At 34.1% G+C, this 19212-nt stretch carries 16 protein-coding genes; 15 read left to right on the top strand and 1 reads right to left on the bottom strand.

The genetic code is table 11. From position 1 onward, the window contains the following. Positions 1-172 precede the first annotated feature (172 nt). The 15 genes from CLU81_RS13715 to CLU81_RS13645 all read left to right on the top strand — a co-directional run bounded on the left by CLU81_RS13715 (position 173) and on the right by CLU81_RS13645 (position 17437). The gene (locus CLU81_RS13715) at positions 173-721 is read left to right on the top strand and encodes an NADH-quinone oxidoreductase subunit B (RefSeq protein ID WP_041516812.1); all 549 of its coding nucleotides are present in this window, start codon (positions 173-175) and stop codon (positions 719-721) included. A 1-nt stretch (position 722) separates the two neighbouring features. Further along, on the top strand, positions 723-1244 hold the full coding sequence (locus CLU81_RS13710) for an NADH-quinone oxidoreductase subunit C (protein WP_099710321.1): 522 nt from the start codon (positions 723-725) through the stop codon (positions 1242-1244). A gap of 25 nt (positions 1245-1269) precedes the next feature. Next, on the top strand, positions 1270-2508 hold the full coding sequence (locus CLU81_RS13705) for an NADH-quinone oxidoreductase subunit D (RefSeq protein ID WP_099710320.1): 1239 nt from the start codon (positions 1270-1272) through the stop codon (positions 2506-2508). Positions 2509-2650: 142 nt separating this feature from the next. Further along, positions 2651-3181: an NAD(P)H-dependent oxidoreductase subunit E gene (locus CLU81_RS13700; protein WP_099710319.1), complete on the top strand. Its 531-nt coding sequence runs from the start codon at positions 2651-2653 to the stop codon at positions 3179-3181. 1 nt (position 3182) lies between these two features. Continuing rightward, positions 3183-4553: an NADH-quinone oxidoreductase subunit NuoF gene (gene nuoF / locus CLU81_RS13695; RefSeq protein ID WP_099710318.1), complete on the top strand. Its 1371-nt coding sequence runs from the start codon at positions 3183-3185 to the stop codon at positions 4551-4553. 95 nt (positions 4554-4648) lie between these two features. Further along, positions 4649-5680 (top strand): 2Fe-2S iron-sulfur cluster-binding protein, encoded by a 1032-nt coding sequence (locus CLU81_RS13690; protein WP_099710317.1) that lies wholly within the window; start codon positions 4649-4651, stop codon positions 5678-5680. 2 nt (positions 5681-5682) lie between these two features. Next, complete coding sequence (nuoH, locus tag CLU81_RS13685; RefSeq protein ID WP_099710316.1) at positions 5683-6738, top strand: NADH-quinone oxidoreductase subunit NuoH; 1056 nt, start codon at positions 5683-5685, stop codon at positions 6736-6738. Between the two features lie 155 nt (positions 6739-6893). Next, positions 6894-7439: an NADH-quinone oxidoreductase subunit I gene (locus CLU81_RS13680; RefSeq protein ID WP_099712762.1), complete on the top strand. Its 546-nt coding sequence runs from the start codon at positions 6894-6896 to the stop codon at positions 7437-7439. Next, positions 7440-7979: an NADH-quinone oxidoreductase subunit J gene (locus tag CLU81_RS13675; protein ID WP_099710315.1), complete on the top strand. Its 540-nt coding sequence runs from the start codon at positions 7440-7442 to the stop codon at positions 7977-7979. After that, positions 7979-8299 (top strand): NADH-quinone oxidoreductase subunit NuoK, encoded by a 321-nt coding sequence (gene nuoK / locus CLU81_RS13670; protein WP_017494599.1) that lies wholly within the window; start codon positions 7979-7981, stop codon positions 8297-8299. The genes CLU81_RS13675 and nuoK overlap by 1 nt, the downstream gene beginning before the upstream one ends. Positions 8300-8305: 6 nt before the next feature. Beyond that, positions 8306-10189, top strand: a complete 1884-nt coding sequence (gene nuoL / locus CLU81_RS13665) for an NADH-quinone oxidoreductase subunit L (protein ID WP_099710314.1) — start codon at positions 8306-8308, stop codon at positions 10187-10189. Between the two features lie 10 nt (positions 10190-10199). Next, entirely contained in the window at positions 10200-11639 is a 1440-nt protein-coding gene (locus tag CLU81_RS13660) for a NuoM family protein (protein WP_099710313.1), read from the top strand. 64 nt (positions 11640-11703) lie between these two features. Next, on the top strand, positions 11704-13095 hold the full coding sequence (locus CLU81_RS13655) for an NADH-quinone oxidoreductase subunit N (RefSeq protein WP_099710312.1): 1392 nt from the start codon (positions 11704-11706) through the stop codon (positions 13093-13095). 164 nt (positions 13096-13259) lie between these two features. Then, complete coding sequence (locus CLU81_RS13650; protein WP_099710311.1) at positions 13260-14033, top strand: Bax inhibitor-1/YccA family protein; 774 nt, start codon at positions 13260-13262, stop codon at positions 14031-14033. A 560-nt stretch (positions 14034-14593) separates the two neighbouring features. Continuing rightward, entirely contained in the window at positions 14594-17437 is a 2844-nt protein-coding gene (locus CLU81_RS13645) for a T9SS type A sorting domain-containing protein (RefSeq protein WP_099710310.1), read from the top strand. Between the two features lie 79 nt (positions 17438-17516). Here the strand turns inward: CLU81_RS13645 and CLU81_RS13640 are convergent, their stop codons facing one another. After that, positions 17517-19070, bottom strand: a complete 1554-nt coding sequence (locus tag CLU81_RS13640; protein WP_099710309.1) for an aldehyde dehydrogenase family protein — start codon at positions 19068-19070, stop codon at positions 17517-17519. Positions 19071-19212 lie beyond the last annotated feature (142 nt).

The raw sequence follows: 19212 nt of genomic DNA, 5'->3' as shown, positions 1-19212 counted from the left end.
CCAGATTTTAGATTAGTGATTTTAGATTTAAGAATCAGTTGTTATCTGAACTTATATAGAACCACAATTTAAAATTTGATTTCTTCGAATTAATATACTGATTTAAAAAAATTGATTTTAACTTTTATGATTTCCCAAATCTAAAATCTAAAATCAGAAATCTAAAATAAAAATGAGCGATTCAAATGTAAATATGGTTGCGCCGCCGGAAGGAGTTGTAGGAGAAGGTTTCTTCGCTACAAAACTAAATGACGTTGTAGGTTTAGCAAGAGCCAATTCATTATGGCCATTGCCTTTTGCAACTTCATGCTGTGGTATCGAATTTATGGCTACAATGGCGTCACATTACGATTTAGCACGATTTGGTTCTGAGCGTGTGAGTTTTTCTCCTCGTCAGGCAGATATGTTATTAGTAATGGGAACTATTTCTAAGAAAATGGCACCTATTTTAAGACAAGTTTACGAACAAATGTCTGAACCTCGCTGGGTAATTGCAGTTGGAGCCTGTGCATCATCAGGTGGAATCTTCGATACTTATTCAGTTTTACAAGGAATTGACAAAGTAATTCCAGTTGACGTTTACGTTCCTGGATGTCCGCCAAGACCAGAGCAAATTGTTGATGGAGTAATGAAACTTCAGGAATTGGTAAAAAGCGAATCTGTTAGACGCAGAAGCTCACCAGAATACCAAGAATTACTAGCTTCATATAACATTTCATAAGATGGCTTTAGAAAACACCCTGATTCAAGATAAACTTACAGAAACATTTGATACAAATGTTTTTAACTTTCACCAAGAAAGAGATATTTTTTCATTAGAAACTTCTGCTGATAAAATCACAGCTTTAATTCTTTTTTTGAAAAACGATTCTGATTTACGTTTCCACTTTTTAACCGATTTATGCGGCGTTCATTATCCGGACAACGAAACAGAACGTCAGTTTGCAATCGTATATCATTTACACAATTGGTACGAAAACAAACGTATTAGAATCAAAGTATTCTTAAACGGTGAAAAACCAGCGATAAAAACCATTTCAAATATTTTCCTGAGTTCAAACTGGATGGAAAGAGAAACATACGATTTCTTCGGGATTGACTTTATTGGACATCCACAATTGAAACGTATTTTGAATATGGATGAGATGGTATCGTTCCCAATGCGAAAAGAATTCCCAATGGAAGACAGCGGAAGAACAGATAAAGACGATAGATTCTTTGGAAGAACAACAACAAATTGCTAAAAAATAAATAATTCAACATTATAAAATGTCAGAACTATTATTACCACCAGAGCATCGATATGCTAAAATAATTAAGGATAAACTAAACGAAGACGGAAGCGAGCTTTCAGTACTAAATTTAGGTCCTACACACCCGGCGACTCACGGTATTTTTCAAAATATCCTGTTAATGGACGGTGAAAGAATTCTTGAGGCTGAACCAACTATTGGATACATCCACAGAGCTTTTGAAAAAATCGCCGAAAATCGTCCTTTTTACCAAATTACTCCTCTTACTGACCGTATGAACTATTGCTCCTCTCCTATTAATAATATGGGATGGTGGATGACTTTAGAGAAATTACTAAATATTGAAGTTCCTAAAAGAGCACAATATTTAAGAGTAATTGTAATGGAGTTGGCTCGTATTACAGATCACTTAATTTGTAACTCGATTCTTGGTGTTGATACTGGTGCTTATACCGGTTTCTTATACGTTTTTCAATTTAGAGAAAAAGTTTACGAAATCTACGAAGAAATTTGTGGTGCTCGTTTAACAACAAATATGGGAAGAATTGGTGGTTTCGAAAGAGATTGGTCACCTGAAGCTTTCCGCAAATTAGATGTCTTTTTACAAGATTTCCCTGTTGCTTGGCAAGAGTTTGTTAACTTATTCGAAAGAAACAGAATTTTCCTTGACAGAACTGTAGACGTAGGTGCAATCTCAGCAGAGCAAGCAATGGCTTACGGATTTACAGGTCCAAACTTACGTGCTGCCGGAGTTGATTACGACGTTCGTGTTGCACAACCTTACTCATCATACGAAGATTTCGATTTTGTTGTTCCTGTTGGAAAATCAGGAGATACTTACGATCGTTTCTGTGTTCGTAATGCTGAAGTTTGGGAAAGTTTAAGCATTATTCGTCAGGCATTAGAAAAAATGCCAGCCGGAAACGAATATCATGCAGAAGTTCCTGATTACTACCTTCCTCCAAAAGAAGATGTTTACACTTCAATGGAATCTTTAATTTATCACTTTAAGATTGTAATGGGAGAAGTTCCTGTACCAGTTGCAGAAATTTACCACCCTGTTGAAGGAGGAAATGGAGAAATCGGATTCTATTTAGTTACAGACGGAAGCAGAACTCCATATAGATTACATTTCAGAAGACCTTGTTTCATTTATTACCAAGCATATCCTGAAATGATCAAAGGTTCTTTATTATCTGATGCAATTGTTATTCTATCAAGTTTAAATGTTATTGCAGGAGAATTAGACGCCTAAAAAAGATTGTTGATTTTAGATTGCAGATTGAAAAATCTGAAACCTGAAATGTAAAATCTGAAATTAAAAAAAGATTGCAGAATATGGATTTAAAGACATCAGATTAAAATCGAAAGTCTTAAATCTAAAATCTAAAATAAAAATGGAACGTAAACATTACAAACAAGAAATAAACATGACTGAAGCATTGATGACTCGCATCAATGAATTGATCAGTCATTATCCTGAAGACAAAAGAAAATCGGCTTTGTTACCTGTTTTACACGAAGTGCAAGACGCTCACGACAACTGGTTAAGTACAGAGTTACAGGATAAAGTTGCTGAAATTTTGCACATCAAACCAATTGAGGTTTACGAAGTGGTTACTTTTTATACCATGTACAACCAAAAACCAATTGGAAAATACATGTTCGAATTCTGTCAAACTTCTTGTTGTTGTTTAAGCGGTGCCGAAAATTTAATGGATTATACTTCTGAAAAATTAGGCATTAAAATGGGTGAAACAACTCCAGACGGAATGTTTACCATTGCTGGTGTAGAATGTTTAGGTGCTTGCGGATATGCTCCGATGATGCAGTTAGGAGATTTCTACAAAGAAAAATTGACAGAAGAAAAAATCGATCAGTTAATCGCTGATTGTAGAGATGATAAAATAATATTACACGATAAATAAGATGTCACAGAAAATATTATTAGATAAAATCAATGTTCCGGGTATCAAAACCTACGAAGTATATCGCCAAAATGGTGGTTATGCTTCTGTAGAAAAAGCTTTGAAAACACTTACACCAGATGAAGTTGTTGAAGAAGTAAAAAAATCAGGACTTCGTGGTCGTGGTGGTGCAGGTTTCCCTGCCGGAATGAAATGGAGTTTTATTGACAAAAAATCAGGAAAACCAAGACACTTAGTTTGCAATGCCGATGAATCTGAACCGGGAACATTCAAAGATCGCTATTTGATGGAATTTATTCCTCACTTATTGATCGAAGGAATGATCACTTCAAGTTTTGCCTTAGGCGCTAACTTATCATATATCTACATTCGTGGAGAATATATGTGGGTTTTCAAAATACTAGAAAGAGCAATCGCCGAAGCTAAAGCTGCCGGTTGGTTAGGAAAAAATATATTAGGAACAGGTTACGATTTAGAATTACACGTTCACTGTGGAGCCGGAGCTTATATTTGTGGAGAAGAAACTGCACTTATCGAATCTTTGGAAGGTAAAAGAGGAAATCCTCGTATCAAACCACCATTCCCTGCGGTATCAGGACTTTGGGCAAATCCAACTGTGGTAAATAACGTAGAAACTATCGCAACTGTGCCTTGGATCATCAACAATTCTGGTGATGATTATGCAAAAATCGGTATTGGACGTTCAACAGGAACTAAATTAATTTCTGCTTCAGGACACATTAAAAACCCGGGAGTTTATGAAATTGAATTAGGTTTAAGTGTTGACGAATTCATGAATTCTGACGAATACTTAGGCGGAATGTCTTCTAGCAGACCTCTGAAAGCATTTGTACCGGGAGGATCTTCTGTGCCAATTTTACCAGCTGAATTAATTTTCAAAACAGCAAATGGAGAAGACAGATTAATGACTTACGAATCTTTAAGTGATGGTGGTTTTGCTACCGGATCAATGTTAGGTTCTGGAGGATTTATCGTTTACAATGACACTGCATGTGTTGTTAGAAACACTTGGAATTTTGCACGTTTTTATCACCATGAATCTTGCGGACAATGTACTCCTTGTCGTGAAGGAACTGGATGGTTAGAAAAAATATTGTGGAGAATCGAAAACGGTCAGGGCCGTGAAGAAGATATCGAATTATTGTGGAGCATTCAAAGCAAAATCGAGGGTAATACAATTTGCCCATTAGGTGATGCAGCTTCTTGGCCAGTAGCAGCAGCGATTCGCCATTTTAGAGATGAGTTTGAATATCACGTTCGTTTCCCTGAAAAAATAAAACACAGAGATCACTTTGTTGCTGAACCTTTCTCGCAAGTGAAACATTTAGTAGGCGGTAAAGTAATCGTATAAAGAAATATAAAGCAGAAAGTTATAAAGTTAATAATATCAAAAAGGACAGCAATTCTTTTCAATATTCCGACTTTCAACATTCAAATCAATAAGAGATGAAAGTAACCATAGACGGTCAAAGTATAGACGTAGAGCCAGGAACAACGATCCTGCAGGCTGCACGTATGATTGGTGGAGATTTGGTGCCGCCAGCCATGTGCTATTACTCAAAATTAAAAGGCAGCGGCGGAAAATGTCGTTGTTGTTTAGTTGAAGTTTCTAAAGGAAGTGAGGCTGACCCAAGACCAATGCCAAAACTTATGGCATCTTGTGTAACAGGATGTATGGACGGAATGGAAGTAAACAGTAAATCTTCTGATCGTGTAACAGAAGCTCGTAAATCTGTAACAGAATTTTTATTAATCAATCACCCGTTAGATTGCCCTATTTGTGATCAGGCTGGTGAATGTGATCTTCAAAACTTAAGTTTTGAGCACGGAAATCCGAAATCACGTTTTATTGAAGAAAAAAGAACATTTGAACCAGAAGATATTGGTCCAAATATTCAACTACATATGAACCGTTGTATTCTATGTCAAAGATGTGTACAAGTTGCAGATCAATTGACAGACAACAGAGTTCACGGAGTATTAGATCGTGGTGATCACGCTAATATTTCAACTGGAATCTCAAAAGCTATTGACAATGAATTTTCAGGAAACATGATTGATGTTTGTCCTGTTGGAGCATTGACTGATAAAACTTTCCGTTTCAAATCAAGAGTTTGGTTCAACAAACCTTACAATGCACATAGAGAGTGTACTACGCCTGGATGTTGTGGAAAAACTACTGTTTGGATGTTTGGTGGAGAAATTCAACGTGTAACTGGTCGTAAAGATGAGTACCATGAAGTGGAAGAATTCATTTGCAACAGCTGTCGTTTTGAACATAAAAATGTAAATGACTGGGTTATTGAAGGACCAAGAGAATTTGAAAAAGATTCTGTTATCAACCAAAATAACTACACTCAAAAATTAGAGAAAGTAGAAATCGATACTGAAAAAACTATCCTTATGGGTAGAGATATTGACCGTAAAAAAATTAGTATGGCTGAAATTCCATTAAACACAAACAACAAAAATTCTTAACGATGGTAGATGGTACGTTTATTATAGAAAAGAGTGTTGTAATTGTTGTAGTTTTCGCTATCACAATGATTATGGCCATGTACTCTACTTGGGCTGAACGTAAAGTTGCGGCTTATCTTCAGGATCGTGTTGGACCAAACCGTGCAGGATGGGGAGGATTATTGCAACCTCTTGCAGATGGTATGAAATTATTTTCTAAAGAAGAATTTTTCCCAAATACACCTAATAAATTTTTATTTGTTGTAGGACCGGCAATTGCCATGAGTACAGCTTTAATGACAAGTGCTGTAATTCCGTGGGGAGATAAATTACATATTTTTGGTCGTGATGTTTATTTACAAGCAACCGATATTAATATTGGTATATTATACATCTTCGGAGTACTTTCAGTAGGTGTTTATGGTATTATGATTGGTGGATGGGCATCTAACAATAAATTTTCATTGATGGGAGCTATTCGTGCTGCTTCTCAAATGGTTTCTTATGAAGTTGCCATGGGATTATCAATGATTGCTTTATTAATGATGACTGGAACTTTAAGCTTAAAAGAAATCTCATTACAACAGCCAGAATGGCATTGGAATGTTTTATACCAACCTTTATCATTCTTAATTTTCTTAATTTGTTCGTTTGCTGAAACAAACAGAACTCCTTTTGACTTAGCAGAATGTGAAAACGAATTAATTGGAGGTTACCATACTGAATATTCATCCATGAAAATGGGATTCTATTTATTTGCTGAATATGCTAGTATGTTTATCTCGGCAACTATTATTTCTGTTTTATTCTTTGGTGGATATAATTATCCTGGAATGAGCTGGATGGTAGAAAATGTTGGTGTAAATACTGCCAATCTTTTAGGAATCGCAGTATTGTTTGTTAAAATATGTTTCTTCATATTCTTTTATATGTGGGTACGTTGGACAATTCCAAGATTTAGATATGACCAATTAATGAATTTAGGATGGAGAATTTTAATTCCGCTTTCGATCATTAATATCATGATTACAGGTGCTGTTATTTTAAGACACGATATCGCAGCAGCTTTAGGATTCTAAGAGCCCTAGCCCTGATAGAAGCGGCATCCTTTTATTTTTTTTCTTTAAAAAAATAAAAGATACAGCGGATAGCAGGATTAGCTTCAAATAAAAAATAAAATAGATTTTAAATTTGATCTAACCGTCAAATGAGAATCATTAACCATACATTAAAAATGTCAATAGAAACTATATCATTATCGGGTAGAAAAAAGATGGTCTCTAACAAAGAGATGACTTTTTGGGAACGATTGTATCTTGTGGCGATTGTGAAAGGATTAGGTATCACACTTAAACACTTATTCAGAAAAAAAGTAACTATTCACTATCCTGAGCAAGTGCGTGAAATGAGTCCTGTTTATCGTGGTCAACACCAGTTGAAACGTGATGAACAAGGTCGTGAAAATTGTACTGCTTGCGGATTATGTGCTTTATCATGTCCGGCTGAAGCAATCACAATGAAAGCTGCAGAACGTAAGGCAGATGAAAAACATTTGTACAGAGAAGAAAAATATGCTTCGATATATGAAATCAATATGTTACGTTGTATTTTCTGTGGTTTATGTGAAGAAGCTTGTCCAAAAGATGCTATTTATTTGACGACTTCAAAAGTTTTAGTTCCTTCAAGCTATGAAAGAGAAGACTTCATTTTTGGAAAAGACAGATTAGTGATGCCTCTTGATGTGGCAATCAAAAACGCTCAACTTAATAATGCTAACTAAATGATACATATTCCTGATTTTGCTCACGCAACAACTGTACAAGTTGTATTTTGTTTCTTAGCGTTTATTACGGTAATTACCGCTTTTTTGACTATTTTTAGTAGAAACCCAATTCATAGTGCTATTTACTTGGTAATCTGTTTTTTTTCGATTGCTGGTCACTATTTATTATTAAACGCTCAATTTTTGGCTGTCGTACATATAATAGTCTACTCTGGAGCGATTATGATTCTTTTCCTGTTTACGATTATGTTAATGAATCTGAACGAACAACGAGAAGTACACCGACCTAGAATTACACGTTTAGGCGCTATTGTTTCTTTCTGTTTGATTTGTGTTGTACTGATTGCCATTTTCATTAACTCTAAACCAATTGTTGGAGAATATGATTCAACTGGTGAAGATTTCCAATCGATCGAGGTTCTTGGTAAAATATTATTGAACGAATATATGGTTCCGTTTGAATTTGCTTCTATCTTGCTTTTAGTAGCCATGATTGGAACTGTATTATTGTCTAAAAAAGAAAAATTAAATAAATAATGGGTAATATATTAAATCAAATAGGTATTGAAAACTACATCTTTTTAAGTGTTGTACTTTTCTGTATTGGTATTTTTGGTGTATTGTACAGACGAAATGCTATTATCGTTTTCATGTCTATCGAAATCATGTTGAATGCTGTTAACCTTTTATTTGTTGCTTTTTCAACTTATCATCAAGATGCACAAGGACAAGTCTTTGTATTCTTCTCGATGGCAGTTGCTGCAGCAGAAGTTGCAGTTGGATTGGCTATTTTAGTTTCGATCTTTAGAAATTTAGGTTCGATTAGTATCGATAATTTAAAAAATTTAAAAGGATAAATAGAAATGGATACCAATTTAGCTTTACTTTTAGTTTTATCTCCTTTTTTAGGATTTTTAATCAATGTTTTCTTTGGCAAGAGCTTAGGAAAAACAGTTTCAGGAATCATCGGGACTGCCGCTGTAGTAGTTTCTTTTGCTGTTACACTTTTCTTTTTCAATCAAATTAGCCAAACAAAACAAGCCATTCAGGTTACTTTATTTGACTGGATTCAAATTAGTAATTTACATATCAATCTTGGATTTTTATTAGATCAATTATCATTGCTTTGGTTGCTTTTTGTAACTGGTATTGGTTCATTGATACACTTATACTCTATTAGTTATATGCACGATGACGAAAATATGCACAAGTTTTTTGCATATTTAAATCTTTTCGTGTTCTTCATGATTACACTTGTAATTGGAAGTAACTTATTAGTTTTATTTATTGGTTGGGAAGGTGTTGGACTTTGTTCGTACTTATTAATTGGATTTTGGCATAAAAACCAGGATTACAATGATGCTGCGAAAAAAGCTTTCATCATGAACAGAATTGGAGATTTAGGTCTTTTAATCGGAATGTTCATTATTGGTTCAATGTTTTCAACATTAGATTATGCAACTTTAAAAACTGCAATTGCCGGAGCAACAAACTTAAATATACCGTTGCTTTCATTAGCTGCTTTATGTTTATTTATTGGAGCTTGTGGTAAGTCTGCACAAATCCCATTATACACTTGGTTACCTGATGCGATGGCTGGACCAACTCCGGTTTCTGCATTGATTCACGCTGCAACAATGGTTACTGCTGGTATCTTTATGGTAACAAGATTAAACTTTGTATTTGATTTAGCACCGGACGTTCAAACTGTTATTGCTGTAATTGGAGCTATCACTTCATTAGTTGCTGCAACAATTGGCTTGGTTCAAACTGATATTAAAAAAGTACTTGCTTATTCTACTGTTTCTCAATTAGGATTAATGTTTTTAGCATTAGGATTTGGTGCTTATGAAGTAGCTGTTTTCCACGTAATAACACACGCTTTCTTTAAAGCTTGTTTATTCTTAGGTTCAGGATCTGTAATTCACGGTTTGCACGGAGAACAAGATATGCGTAAAATGGGCGGTTTGCGTAAAGCAATGCCAATCACTTTCTGGACAATGTTAATTTCATCATTAGCAATTTCAGGTGTTCCGTTTTTCTCTGGTTTCTTCTCTAAAGATGAAATTTTAATGACTGCTTTCCACCATAGTAAAGCATTATATGTAGTTGGATCTATTGCTTCAATCATGACAGCATTTTATATGTTTAGATTGATGTTCCTTACTTTCTTTAAAGACTTTAGAGGAACTGAAGAACAAAAACATCACTTACATGAAAGTGACGGATTGATTACTTTCCCTTTAATTATTTTAGCTATTCTTGCAACTTTTGGCGGAATCATTAGCTTACCTGGAAATAGCTGGTTAAATGAATATTTAGCGCCTCTTTTCACAAAAGTAGCTGGTGAAGAACATCATTTAGGTACAACAGAATATACTTTGATGGGAGTTGCTGTTTTAGGTGGATTATTAGGTATTTTAATTGCTTACATTAAATACTTCAAACAAGATAATGTTCCGGAAGCAGATGAAAATATTACTGGTTTAACCAAAGTATTATATAATAAATATTATGTAGACGAAGCTTACGATGCAATATTTGTTCGCTCTATTAACGGATTATCAAGATTTTTCAGAGACTATATTGAGACAGGTTTATCTGCTCTTGTTTTTGGATTAGGAAAAGTAACTAACGAACTAGCTTTTCAAGGTAAAAAACTACAAAACGGAAGTATCGGATTATATCTTTTTGCATTTGTTTTGGGGCTTTGTGCCATTGTTTCCTATATATTTTTAGCTAAATAATTTTACAACTATGAACGTTTCTCTTATATTAATTATTCTTCTAATTGGTGCATTTGCCACTTATTTTGTTGGTGACAAACTAGCATCAAAAGTAGCTTTGTTCTTTAGTTTGGCGGCTTTAGGTTGTTCAATTGTTTTATTAAATCATTTTTGTGCAGGCGAAAACATCAGTTTGATCAACGCTTGGATTACACAACCTAAAATTTCATTTGCGCTAAATGCAGATGGTTTAGGAATCGCAATGTTATTGTTAACTATAGCTTTGACGCCAATTATTATATTCTCTTCTTTTGGAAATGAATATAAAAATTCAAAAGCTTTTTATGCTTTAATTTTATTTATGGCTTTTGCTATGACAGGAACTTTCCTTGCAGCAGATGGTCTATTATATTATATTTTCTGGGAGTTAGCGCTTATTCCTATTTACTTCATTGCTCTTATTTGGGGTAATGGTGATGCGGAAGAACGCAGAAAAGCAGTAGTTAAATTCTTTATCTACACACTTGCAGGTTCGTTATTCATGTTAATTGCTTTCATCTATTTATACCAAAAAGCTGGAAGTTTCTTAATCGAAGATTTATACAAATTAGACTTATCAGCTTCTGAGCAACTTTGGATTTTCTTAGCTTTCTTTTTAGCTTATGCTATTAAAATTCCAATTATTCCTTTCCATACATGGCAGGCAAATGTGTACCAAAAAGCACCAACAGTTGGAACAATGCTTTTATCTGGTATTATGCTAAAAATGGGATTATACAGTGTTATTCGTTGGCAATTGCCAATTGCACCATTGGCTGCAAAAGAATACATGAATATCTTTATTGCTTTAGGAATTGCCGGAGTTATATACGGATCAATCGTAGCTTTAAGACAAAAAGATTTAAAGAAATTATTAGCTTATTCATCTCTTGCGCACGTTGGATTAATTGCTGCAGGAACTTACACGTTAACTATTGACGGTTTACGTGGAGCTGTTTTACAAATGATCGCTCACGGTTTTGTAGTAGTTGGATTGTTTTTTGCTGCCGAAATTATTTTCAGAAGATATGAAACAAGAGAAATTTCACATTTAGGAGGTATTCGTACACAATCTCCAAAATTCACTTCTATGTTTTTAATTTTGGTATTAGCTTCTGTAGCTTTGCCAAGTACTTTTAATTTCGTTGGAGAGTTTACTGTTTTGTATAGTCTTTCTCAAATTAATATTTGGTTTGCTGTTTTTGGCGGAACAACTATTATTTTAGGAGCTTATTATATGCTTAAAATGTTTCAAAATGTAATGTTAGGAGAAACTAATACTAAAACTTTTGCAGATGTTTCTGTTAATGAAGGAATTTCATTAGTAGTAATTATTGTGGTTTTAATTTTCTTCGGATTTTATCCAAAACCAATTACAGATTTGATTACACCAAGTTTAGAGACAATTCTAAGCGTTATCAACAAAAATTAATATTTTAAATAAAAATAAATTAGGGCGTCATTAGTTTTAGATTTCCTAAATCAAAAAAGCAAAAATGAATACATTAATAGCTATAACAGGATTGGGTATTTTCTGCCTATTGTTTGAAATTCTTAATTTAAGAAAGGCCATCGTTCCTATTACCATTATTGGTTTATTAGGTGTTTTGGCACTTAACTATAACGAATTTGGATTAGAGCAGAGTTATTACAACAACATGATTACAGTAAGTAAGTTCTCTACTGCGTTTTCATCATTGTTTATTATTCTAACCATTTTCTTAGTAGCATTAAGTCATAATTTTTACGAAAATCATCCTACCAAAATTTCAGATTTTGTTGCTATAAAAGTGTTTTTATTAGCTGGAGGAGTTGCAATGGTTTCTTTTGGAAACTTAGCGATGTTTTTCTTAGGAATCGAAATTTTATCAATTGCTCTTTATATTTTGGCAGCGAGCGATCGTTTGAATCTAAAAAGTAACGAAGCTGGTATGAAATACTTCTTGATGGGATCTTTTGCATCTGGAATTATCTTATTCGGAATCTGTTTGATCTACGGAGCAATGGGAAGCTTTGATGTTGCAGAAATTCACGAAAGTTCTTTATCTGCCGAATTACCAATCTGGTTTCCAATTGGAATGATCTTAATGATTATCGGAATGTTGTTTAAAGTTGCTGCGGTTCCTTTCCACTTCTGGGCTCCGGATGTTTACGAAGGATCTCCTGCTTTGACTACAGCATTAATGAGTACTTTGGCTAAAGTTGTAGCAATTGCAACACTTTACAAATTAGTTTCAGCATTAAACTTAGTTCCATCTTTAGACAATCAGGATCTTTTAGGAACATTTGAAACGATTGTAGTAATTATTTCAATAGCTTCTATGACTGTTGGAAATATAATGGCATTGCGTCAGGTAAATGTAAAACGTATGTTAGCATTCTCAGGAATCTCACATGCAGGTTTTATGTTGATGACTTTATTAACTGTAGCAACATCTGCAGGAGTATTATTATATTACACAGCTGCTTATGCATTAGCCGGAATCGCTGCTTTTAGTGTTGTTCTATATGTATGCAAAAATCAGGATAACGAAGATATTACTAACTTTCATGGTTTAGGAAAAACAAATCCATTATTGGCTGCTATCCTTACAGGTTCATTATTATCTATGGCCGGTATTCCAATTTTCTCTGGATTCTTTGCTAAGTTATTCTTATTCAATCAAACAATTCAAGCAGGATATATCGCTTTAGTAATTGTTGCTGTTATCAATTCTATTATTAGTGTTGGATATTATTTCAAACTAATTTTAGCAATGTATTCTAAAGAGCCAAATCAGGAACGTACAGGAAAACCTTTCCTTATTTATGCAGTTGCAATAATTTCAATTGTATTAAATATTGCTCTCGGTTTATTTCCATCTTTAGTAGTAGACTTATTGAAATAAAATTAACTAAATAAAATACAAGTCCATCAAGAGTTTCTTTTGATGGACTTTTTTATTTTAGAAAGGATTTTAACAGAAGAAAAAATCATGTTAAAAATTTCGCCGAAACTATAGGACTTCGAAAAAACTCCATATATTTGAATACAATTAAATGTATTAAAACTATGAACTTCAATTCAAAAAATCCATTTTTAAGCGACAAGCGTTTCTCATCAAATGCTGTTTCAAAAGCTGAAGAAGTACACCATGCACAAATTATTGATTACAATCAGGAAATGACATTGTCAGGTACTATCAATAAAACAGCTATTTTATTTTTAATATTATGTGCCTCTTCTATGATAACATGGTGGATGGCTTTTAACGGAATGAATCCAATTTTACCAGCTATTGGTGGTGCAATTGTTGGGTTAATTCTAGTTGTAGTATCTACTTTTAAACCTCAGGCTTCACCATATTTAGCTCCTGGTTATGCTTTGTTTGAAGGTCTGTTTATTGGAGGAATTTCTGCAATATTTGAATTAAGATATCCTGGAATTGTAATTAATGCTGTTAGTGCAACATTAGTTACCTTTTTAGTTTGTTTAGGTTTATATAAATTTAAAATTGTAAAAGTTACGGAACAATTCAAATCGGTTGTGATTGCTGCTACTTTAGCAATTGCTACTTACTATTTGATTTCATGGATTGCTTCTTTGATTTTTAATTTCACTCCTGTTCACTACGGAAATGGAATGATGAGTATTGGAATTAGCGTTTTCGTGATTATCATTGCTGCTTTGAACTTATTTTTAGATTTCGATCAAATCGAAAAAGGAGTTGAACAAAGAATGCCAAAATTCATGGAATGGTACGGTGCAATGGGACTAATGATTACTCTGGTTTGGTTATATATAGAATTCCTAAGATTACTATCAAAACTAGCAAGCAATAAATAATAGTTGCTACAAACAATAAAAAAAAAGCCTTTTTGAAATTTCAAAAAGGCTTTTTTTATGCCCAATTTTTACTCAAAAATATCTTCTTAAACTTATACATTCTCAAAATCAATTTTATCTAAATTTAAATTCCTGATTAATTTCAACATAAAAATCTAGTTTAAATTGTGCTTAAAAATACTTTTACAGGTTAAAAAATCAATTCAAAATTTTATAATTAACACTATTTTTCTTTAAAAATTAAATATTTGTTTTTTGGATTTAAAAAAATGTAAAAATTGATATTTTTAATAAAATACCTTCTCTTACAAATTCAAATTATCAGCAAAATTCTCACCTAACAATGTTTTCTGCCATTATGTAATAAATTGCATTTAGTGTAATTTATTACATAATAATCATTTTAATAATTAAAAAATTATATTATTATTGATTTTAATTAAAAATAAATATGTAATTACAAAATAAGATATATTTTTGTGTAATCGATTACAATTCAACGTTGAGTTTTTGATATTTAAAATTATCCGTTTTTACAACTAACATCAAACCAAAAAATTATGAAAAAAAACCTACTTATTCTGATTGTATTTTTTCTCACCCTGCAAACATGGGCACAACAAGTTCAAATTAATGAAGCTTCAGGTTGGCTTGAATCTGCATTTGTGAAATGGCAACCTGTAAGCAATGCTCAAACGTATAATGTTTATTACTCCGGACAAGGAATTACAGATCAAAAAATAGACGATCAGCTTATTCGCAGTTACGGAACTTATTTCCGAGCTGATATTCCTGGACTTAAATCCGGAACCTACACCGTCAAAGTAAAACCTGTGATTTCCGGAGTAGAAGGAACAGGATCTACAACAAGTAATTTAACTGTTTTAGCACAAGATCGAAACGGTTTTGCTTTCGACGGTGGACGTGTTCCTGGAGGATACAAAGCTGATGGAACACCAAAAGATGGAGCTGTTATTCTTTACATTACACAAAACACAAAGAATACAATTTCCATGAATATTACCGGAGCTAGTGCAAATCCATGTGTTGGTTTACAAAATATTCTTTATGCCATCAAAAAAGGGAAAGATACAAGACCGTTCATTATTCGTTTGATTGGAAATATAACTGATATGACCGTGATGGAAGGTGGAGATGTTGTGATCGAAAACGCAAACAATGCTTCAAGCTACGTGACTATCGAAGGTGTAGGAACTGATGCTGTTGCAAATGGTTGGGGCGTTCGCCTTAAAACTGCTTCAAATATCGAAGTTAGCAATATTGGTTTTATGAATTGCAATAGTACCGCAGGAGACAATGTGGGAATGCAACAGGATAATGACCATATTTGGGTTCACAATTGCGATTTATTCTACGGAAATGCAGGTAGTGACGCTGACCAAATTAAAGGCGATGGTGCGTTAGATAATAAATCGTCAACTTACATAACCTTGTCTTACAATCACTTTTGGGATAACGGAAAAGCAAGTCTTTTAGGCTTAAGCGAAGGAACTACAACGGGATTATATATCACATATCATCACAATTGGTTTGACCACTCCGATTCTCGTCATCCACGTGTTCGCTATTATTCCGCACATATTTACAACAACTATTATGACGGAGTTTCAAAATATGGAGCGGGATCAACTTTGGGATCATCACTTTTCGTAGAAGGAAATTATTACCGCAATAGCAAACATCCAATGCTTACTTCTTTGCAAGGCTCTGATATTTGGGATGAAGCAAATCAAGTAAATAATGCCGGTACAATGGGAACTTTTTCTGGAGAAGCCGGAGGAACTATTAAAGCTTTCAACAATACTTTTGATGCTGATAATGCTACAAATAATATGCGTTTTGTTGCTTACGGTGATACAAATCCGTTATACAACATCTCAGGAAAAATAAGTTCCACCACAGATTTTGATGCTTATGTTTCCGCAACAAGAGGTGAAACAGTAAGCAGTAGTATTAAATCAAAATCTGGAGCAAATACGTATAACAACTTTGATACAGATGCTGCTTTGTACGTTAAAAACCTGACGATAGATCAACCTGCAACAGCAAAAACAAAAGTAACACAGTATTCAGGACGTGTTTCCGGAGGAGATTTAAAATGGGTATTCAACAATAGTGTTGACGATACATCATCACTTGTAATTACAGCGTTAAAATCTACACTTACTAATTATACAGGTTCACTTGTGGCGGTGCAAGGCGAAGGTAATCCACCAACAAGTACTCAAACCTTAACTTCGACAACAAATAACAATCAATCAGTAACAAGCGGAACAGCAATTGGTACAATTGTTTTCACTTGGGGCGGAGATGCTACGGATGCAACAGTAACTGGATTACCAGCTTCGGGAATTAGTTTTGTGAAAAATACAACTGCAAAAACGATTACAATTACAGGAACTCCGACTGCTACAATATCTTATTCTATAGCAACAACTGGAACTGGAACACCGGCAACAGGATCAGGAACTATTACTGTAACAGCTGCAGGAAGTCAAACACTTACATCTACAACAAACAACAATCAAACTGTTGCAAGCGGAACAGCAATTGGTACAATAGTTTTTACTTGGGGCGGAAATGCGACAGATGCAACAGTAACTGGATTACCAGCTTCAGGGATTAGTTTTGTAAAAAATACAACAGCAAAAACAATCACAATTACAGGAACTCCAACAGCAAACGTTTCCTACTCAATTACTACAACCGGAACTGGAACTCCTGCAACAGGATCAGGAACGATTACGGTAACAACTGGAACTCCAACGGGAAATGAGATTCATAATTTTACAACATCTGGAAAAACAAGTTCATTCTATGCCATTACAGGAAACATGAACTCTACTGCAGGATCTGTAACTTATGCAGGATTAACATTAACGGCACGCTTAAAAATTGAATCAAGTACTTCAATTACTTACACAACAACCAGCGCTTCAACATTGACTTTGGTTTTTGATTCCAATTTTACAGGAACAATTAAAGTAAATAATGTGTCTTATACTGCTTCGGCCGGAATCGTAACAGCATCAATTCCAGCAGGAACAAATACAATAACCAAGGGATCTGTAGCTAACCTTTTCTACATTAGTACTGAATATAGTGGAAGCACATTACGTCTTGCAAAAACGACTGAAATAACAGAAAACACAGAAAGTACTAAAGTAATTTTATATCCAAATCCAGCAACAGATACTTTGTATTTATCAGATTCTAATCAACAAGTAGAGAAAGTTTTGCTTTATAATATGTCAGGAACATTAGTTAAAACAGCACATAAAGGGAATCAAAATATTGATTTGACTGGATTAATTCCAGGAACATATTTAGCAAAAATTTATACTACTAATGGTTCAATCAATCAAACTATTCTTAAAAAATAACAAATTGTTATAATGTTAGAAAAACAAAAGGCTTCCAAATTGGAAGCCTTTTTTATATAATTGATTTCTTAAAAAGAATCTACAAATCAAATTTAATTCCTTGCGCCAAAGGTAAACTAGTAGTATAATTGATAGTATTGGTTTGACGACGCATATAGATTTTCCAGGCATCAGATCCAGATTCTCTACCTCCTCCGGTTTCTTTTTCTCCACCAAAAGCACCTCCAATTTCAGCACCAGAAGTTCCGATATTTACGTTTGCAATTCCGCAATCAGAACCTACCACAGATAAAAACCTTTCAGCTTCACGAAGATTATTAGTCATAATAGCTGACGATAATCCTTGTGCAACTCCGTTTTGAAGCTCAATTGCATTATCAACTTCTCCTGAATATTTAATTAAATATAAAACCGGAGCAAATGTTTCGTGTTGTACGATTGCAAATGAATTTTGAGCCTCGGCAATTGCAGGTCTAACATAACAGCCACTTTCGTAACCTTCACCCGAAAGTACTGCACCTTCGACTAGGATATTTCCACCTTCGGCAACTACTTTATTCAAAGCCTGAGCATACAATTCAACTGCGTGAGTGTCGATTAGCGGACCAACGTGATTATTTTCGTCAAGCGGATTTCCGATTCTCAATTGTTGGTAAGCCGCCACTAAAGCATCTTTTACTTTATCATAAATACTTTCATGAATAATCAGTCTTCGAGTTGATGTACAACGTTGTCCTGCAGTTCCTACAGCACCAAAAACAGCACCAATAACAGTCATTTTAATATCAGCATCCGGAGTTACAATGATGGCATTATTTCCTCCCAATTCTAATAATGATTTACCTAAACGACCCGCAACTGCTTGTGCAACAATTTTCCCCATTCGGGTTGAACCTGTCGCAGAAACTAACGGAATTCGTGTATCAGCCGTCATTAATTCACCTATTTTATAATCACCGTTTATCAAACATGAAATTCCTTCCGGTAAATTGTTTTCTTTGATAACCTGAGCAATGATATTTTGACAGGCAATTCCACAAAGAGGTGTTTTTTCAGAAGGTTTCCACACGCAAACATCTCCTGAAATCCATGCCAAAGCAGTATTCCACGACCAAACTGCAACCGGGAAATTAAATGCCGAAATAATTCCGACAACTCCTAGTGGATGATATTGCTCATACATACGATGTCCTGGTCTTTCAGAATGCATTGTTAATCCGTGTAATTGTCGTGATAAACCAACAGCAAAATCACAGATATCAATCATTTCCTGAACTTCACCATAACCTTCCTGCAATGATTTTCCCATTTCATAAGAAACCAATTTACCAAGAGCTTCTTTATTTTCGCGCAACTTTTGCCCAAACTGACGTACAATTTCTCCACGTTGTGGTGCAGGAATTAATCGAAATGTTTTAAAAGCTTCTGTTGCTGCACGCATTACTTTTTCGTAATCTTCTTGTGTTGACATTTTTACCGAAGCAATTAATTTTCCGTCAACTGGTGAAAAACTATCTAAATTTCCACCTGAAGCAAAATTCTCCGTTCCCGTTGATGTTCCGTCATTTACCAATTTGATGCCCAATTTTTCCAGAGCCTCATTCATTCCAAATTGCGATGCTATTGTTGTCATTGTAACTTTTTTAGTTAAAATTGTTATATTTTTATTGTAAAGATATTATTTAGAGTTGAATTTAAACCCAAATCCGTTGTTAAAATCAAAGTAAATTTAGGGTTAATTAATAGCATTTAAAGGAATACGCTATAATTTATTC

Source organism: Flavobacterium sp. 9, assembly GCF_002754195.1.
Lineage (GTDB): Bacteria > Bacteroidota > Bacteroidia > Flavobacteriales > Flavobacteriaceae > Flavobacterium.
Note: the sequence above shows the minus strand (reverse complement) of the source record. Positions and strands in the feature narration are given on the sequence as shown.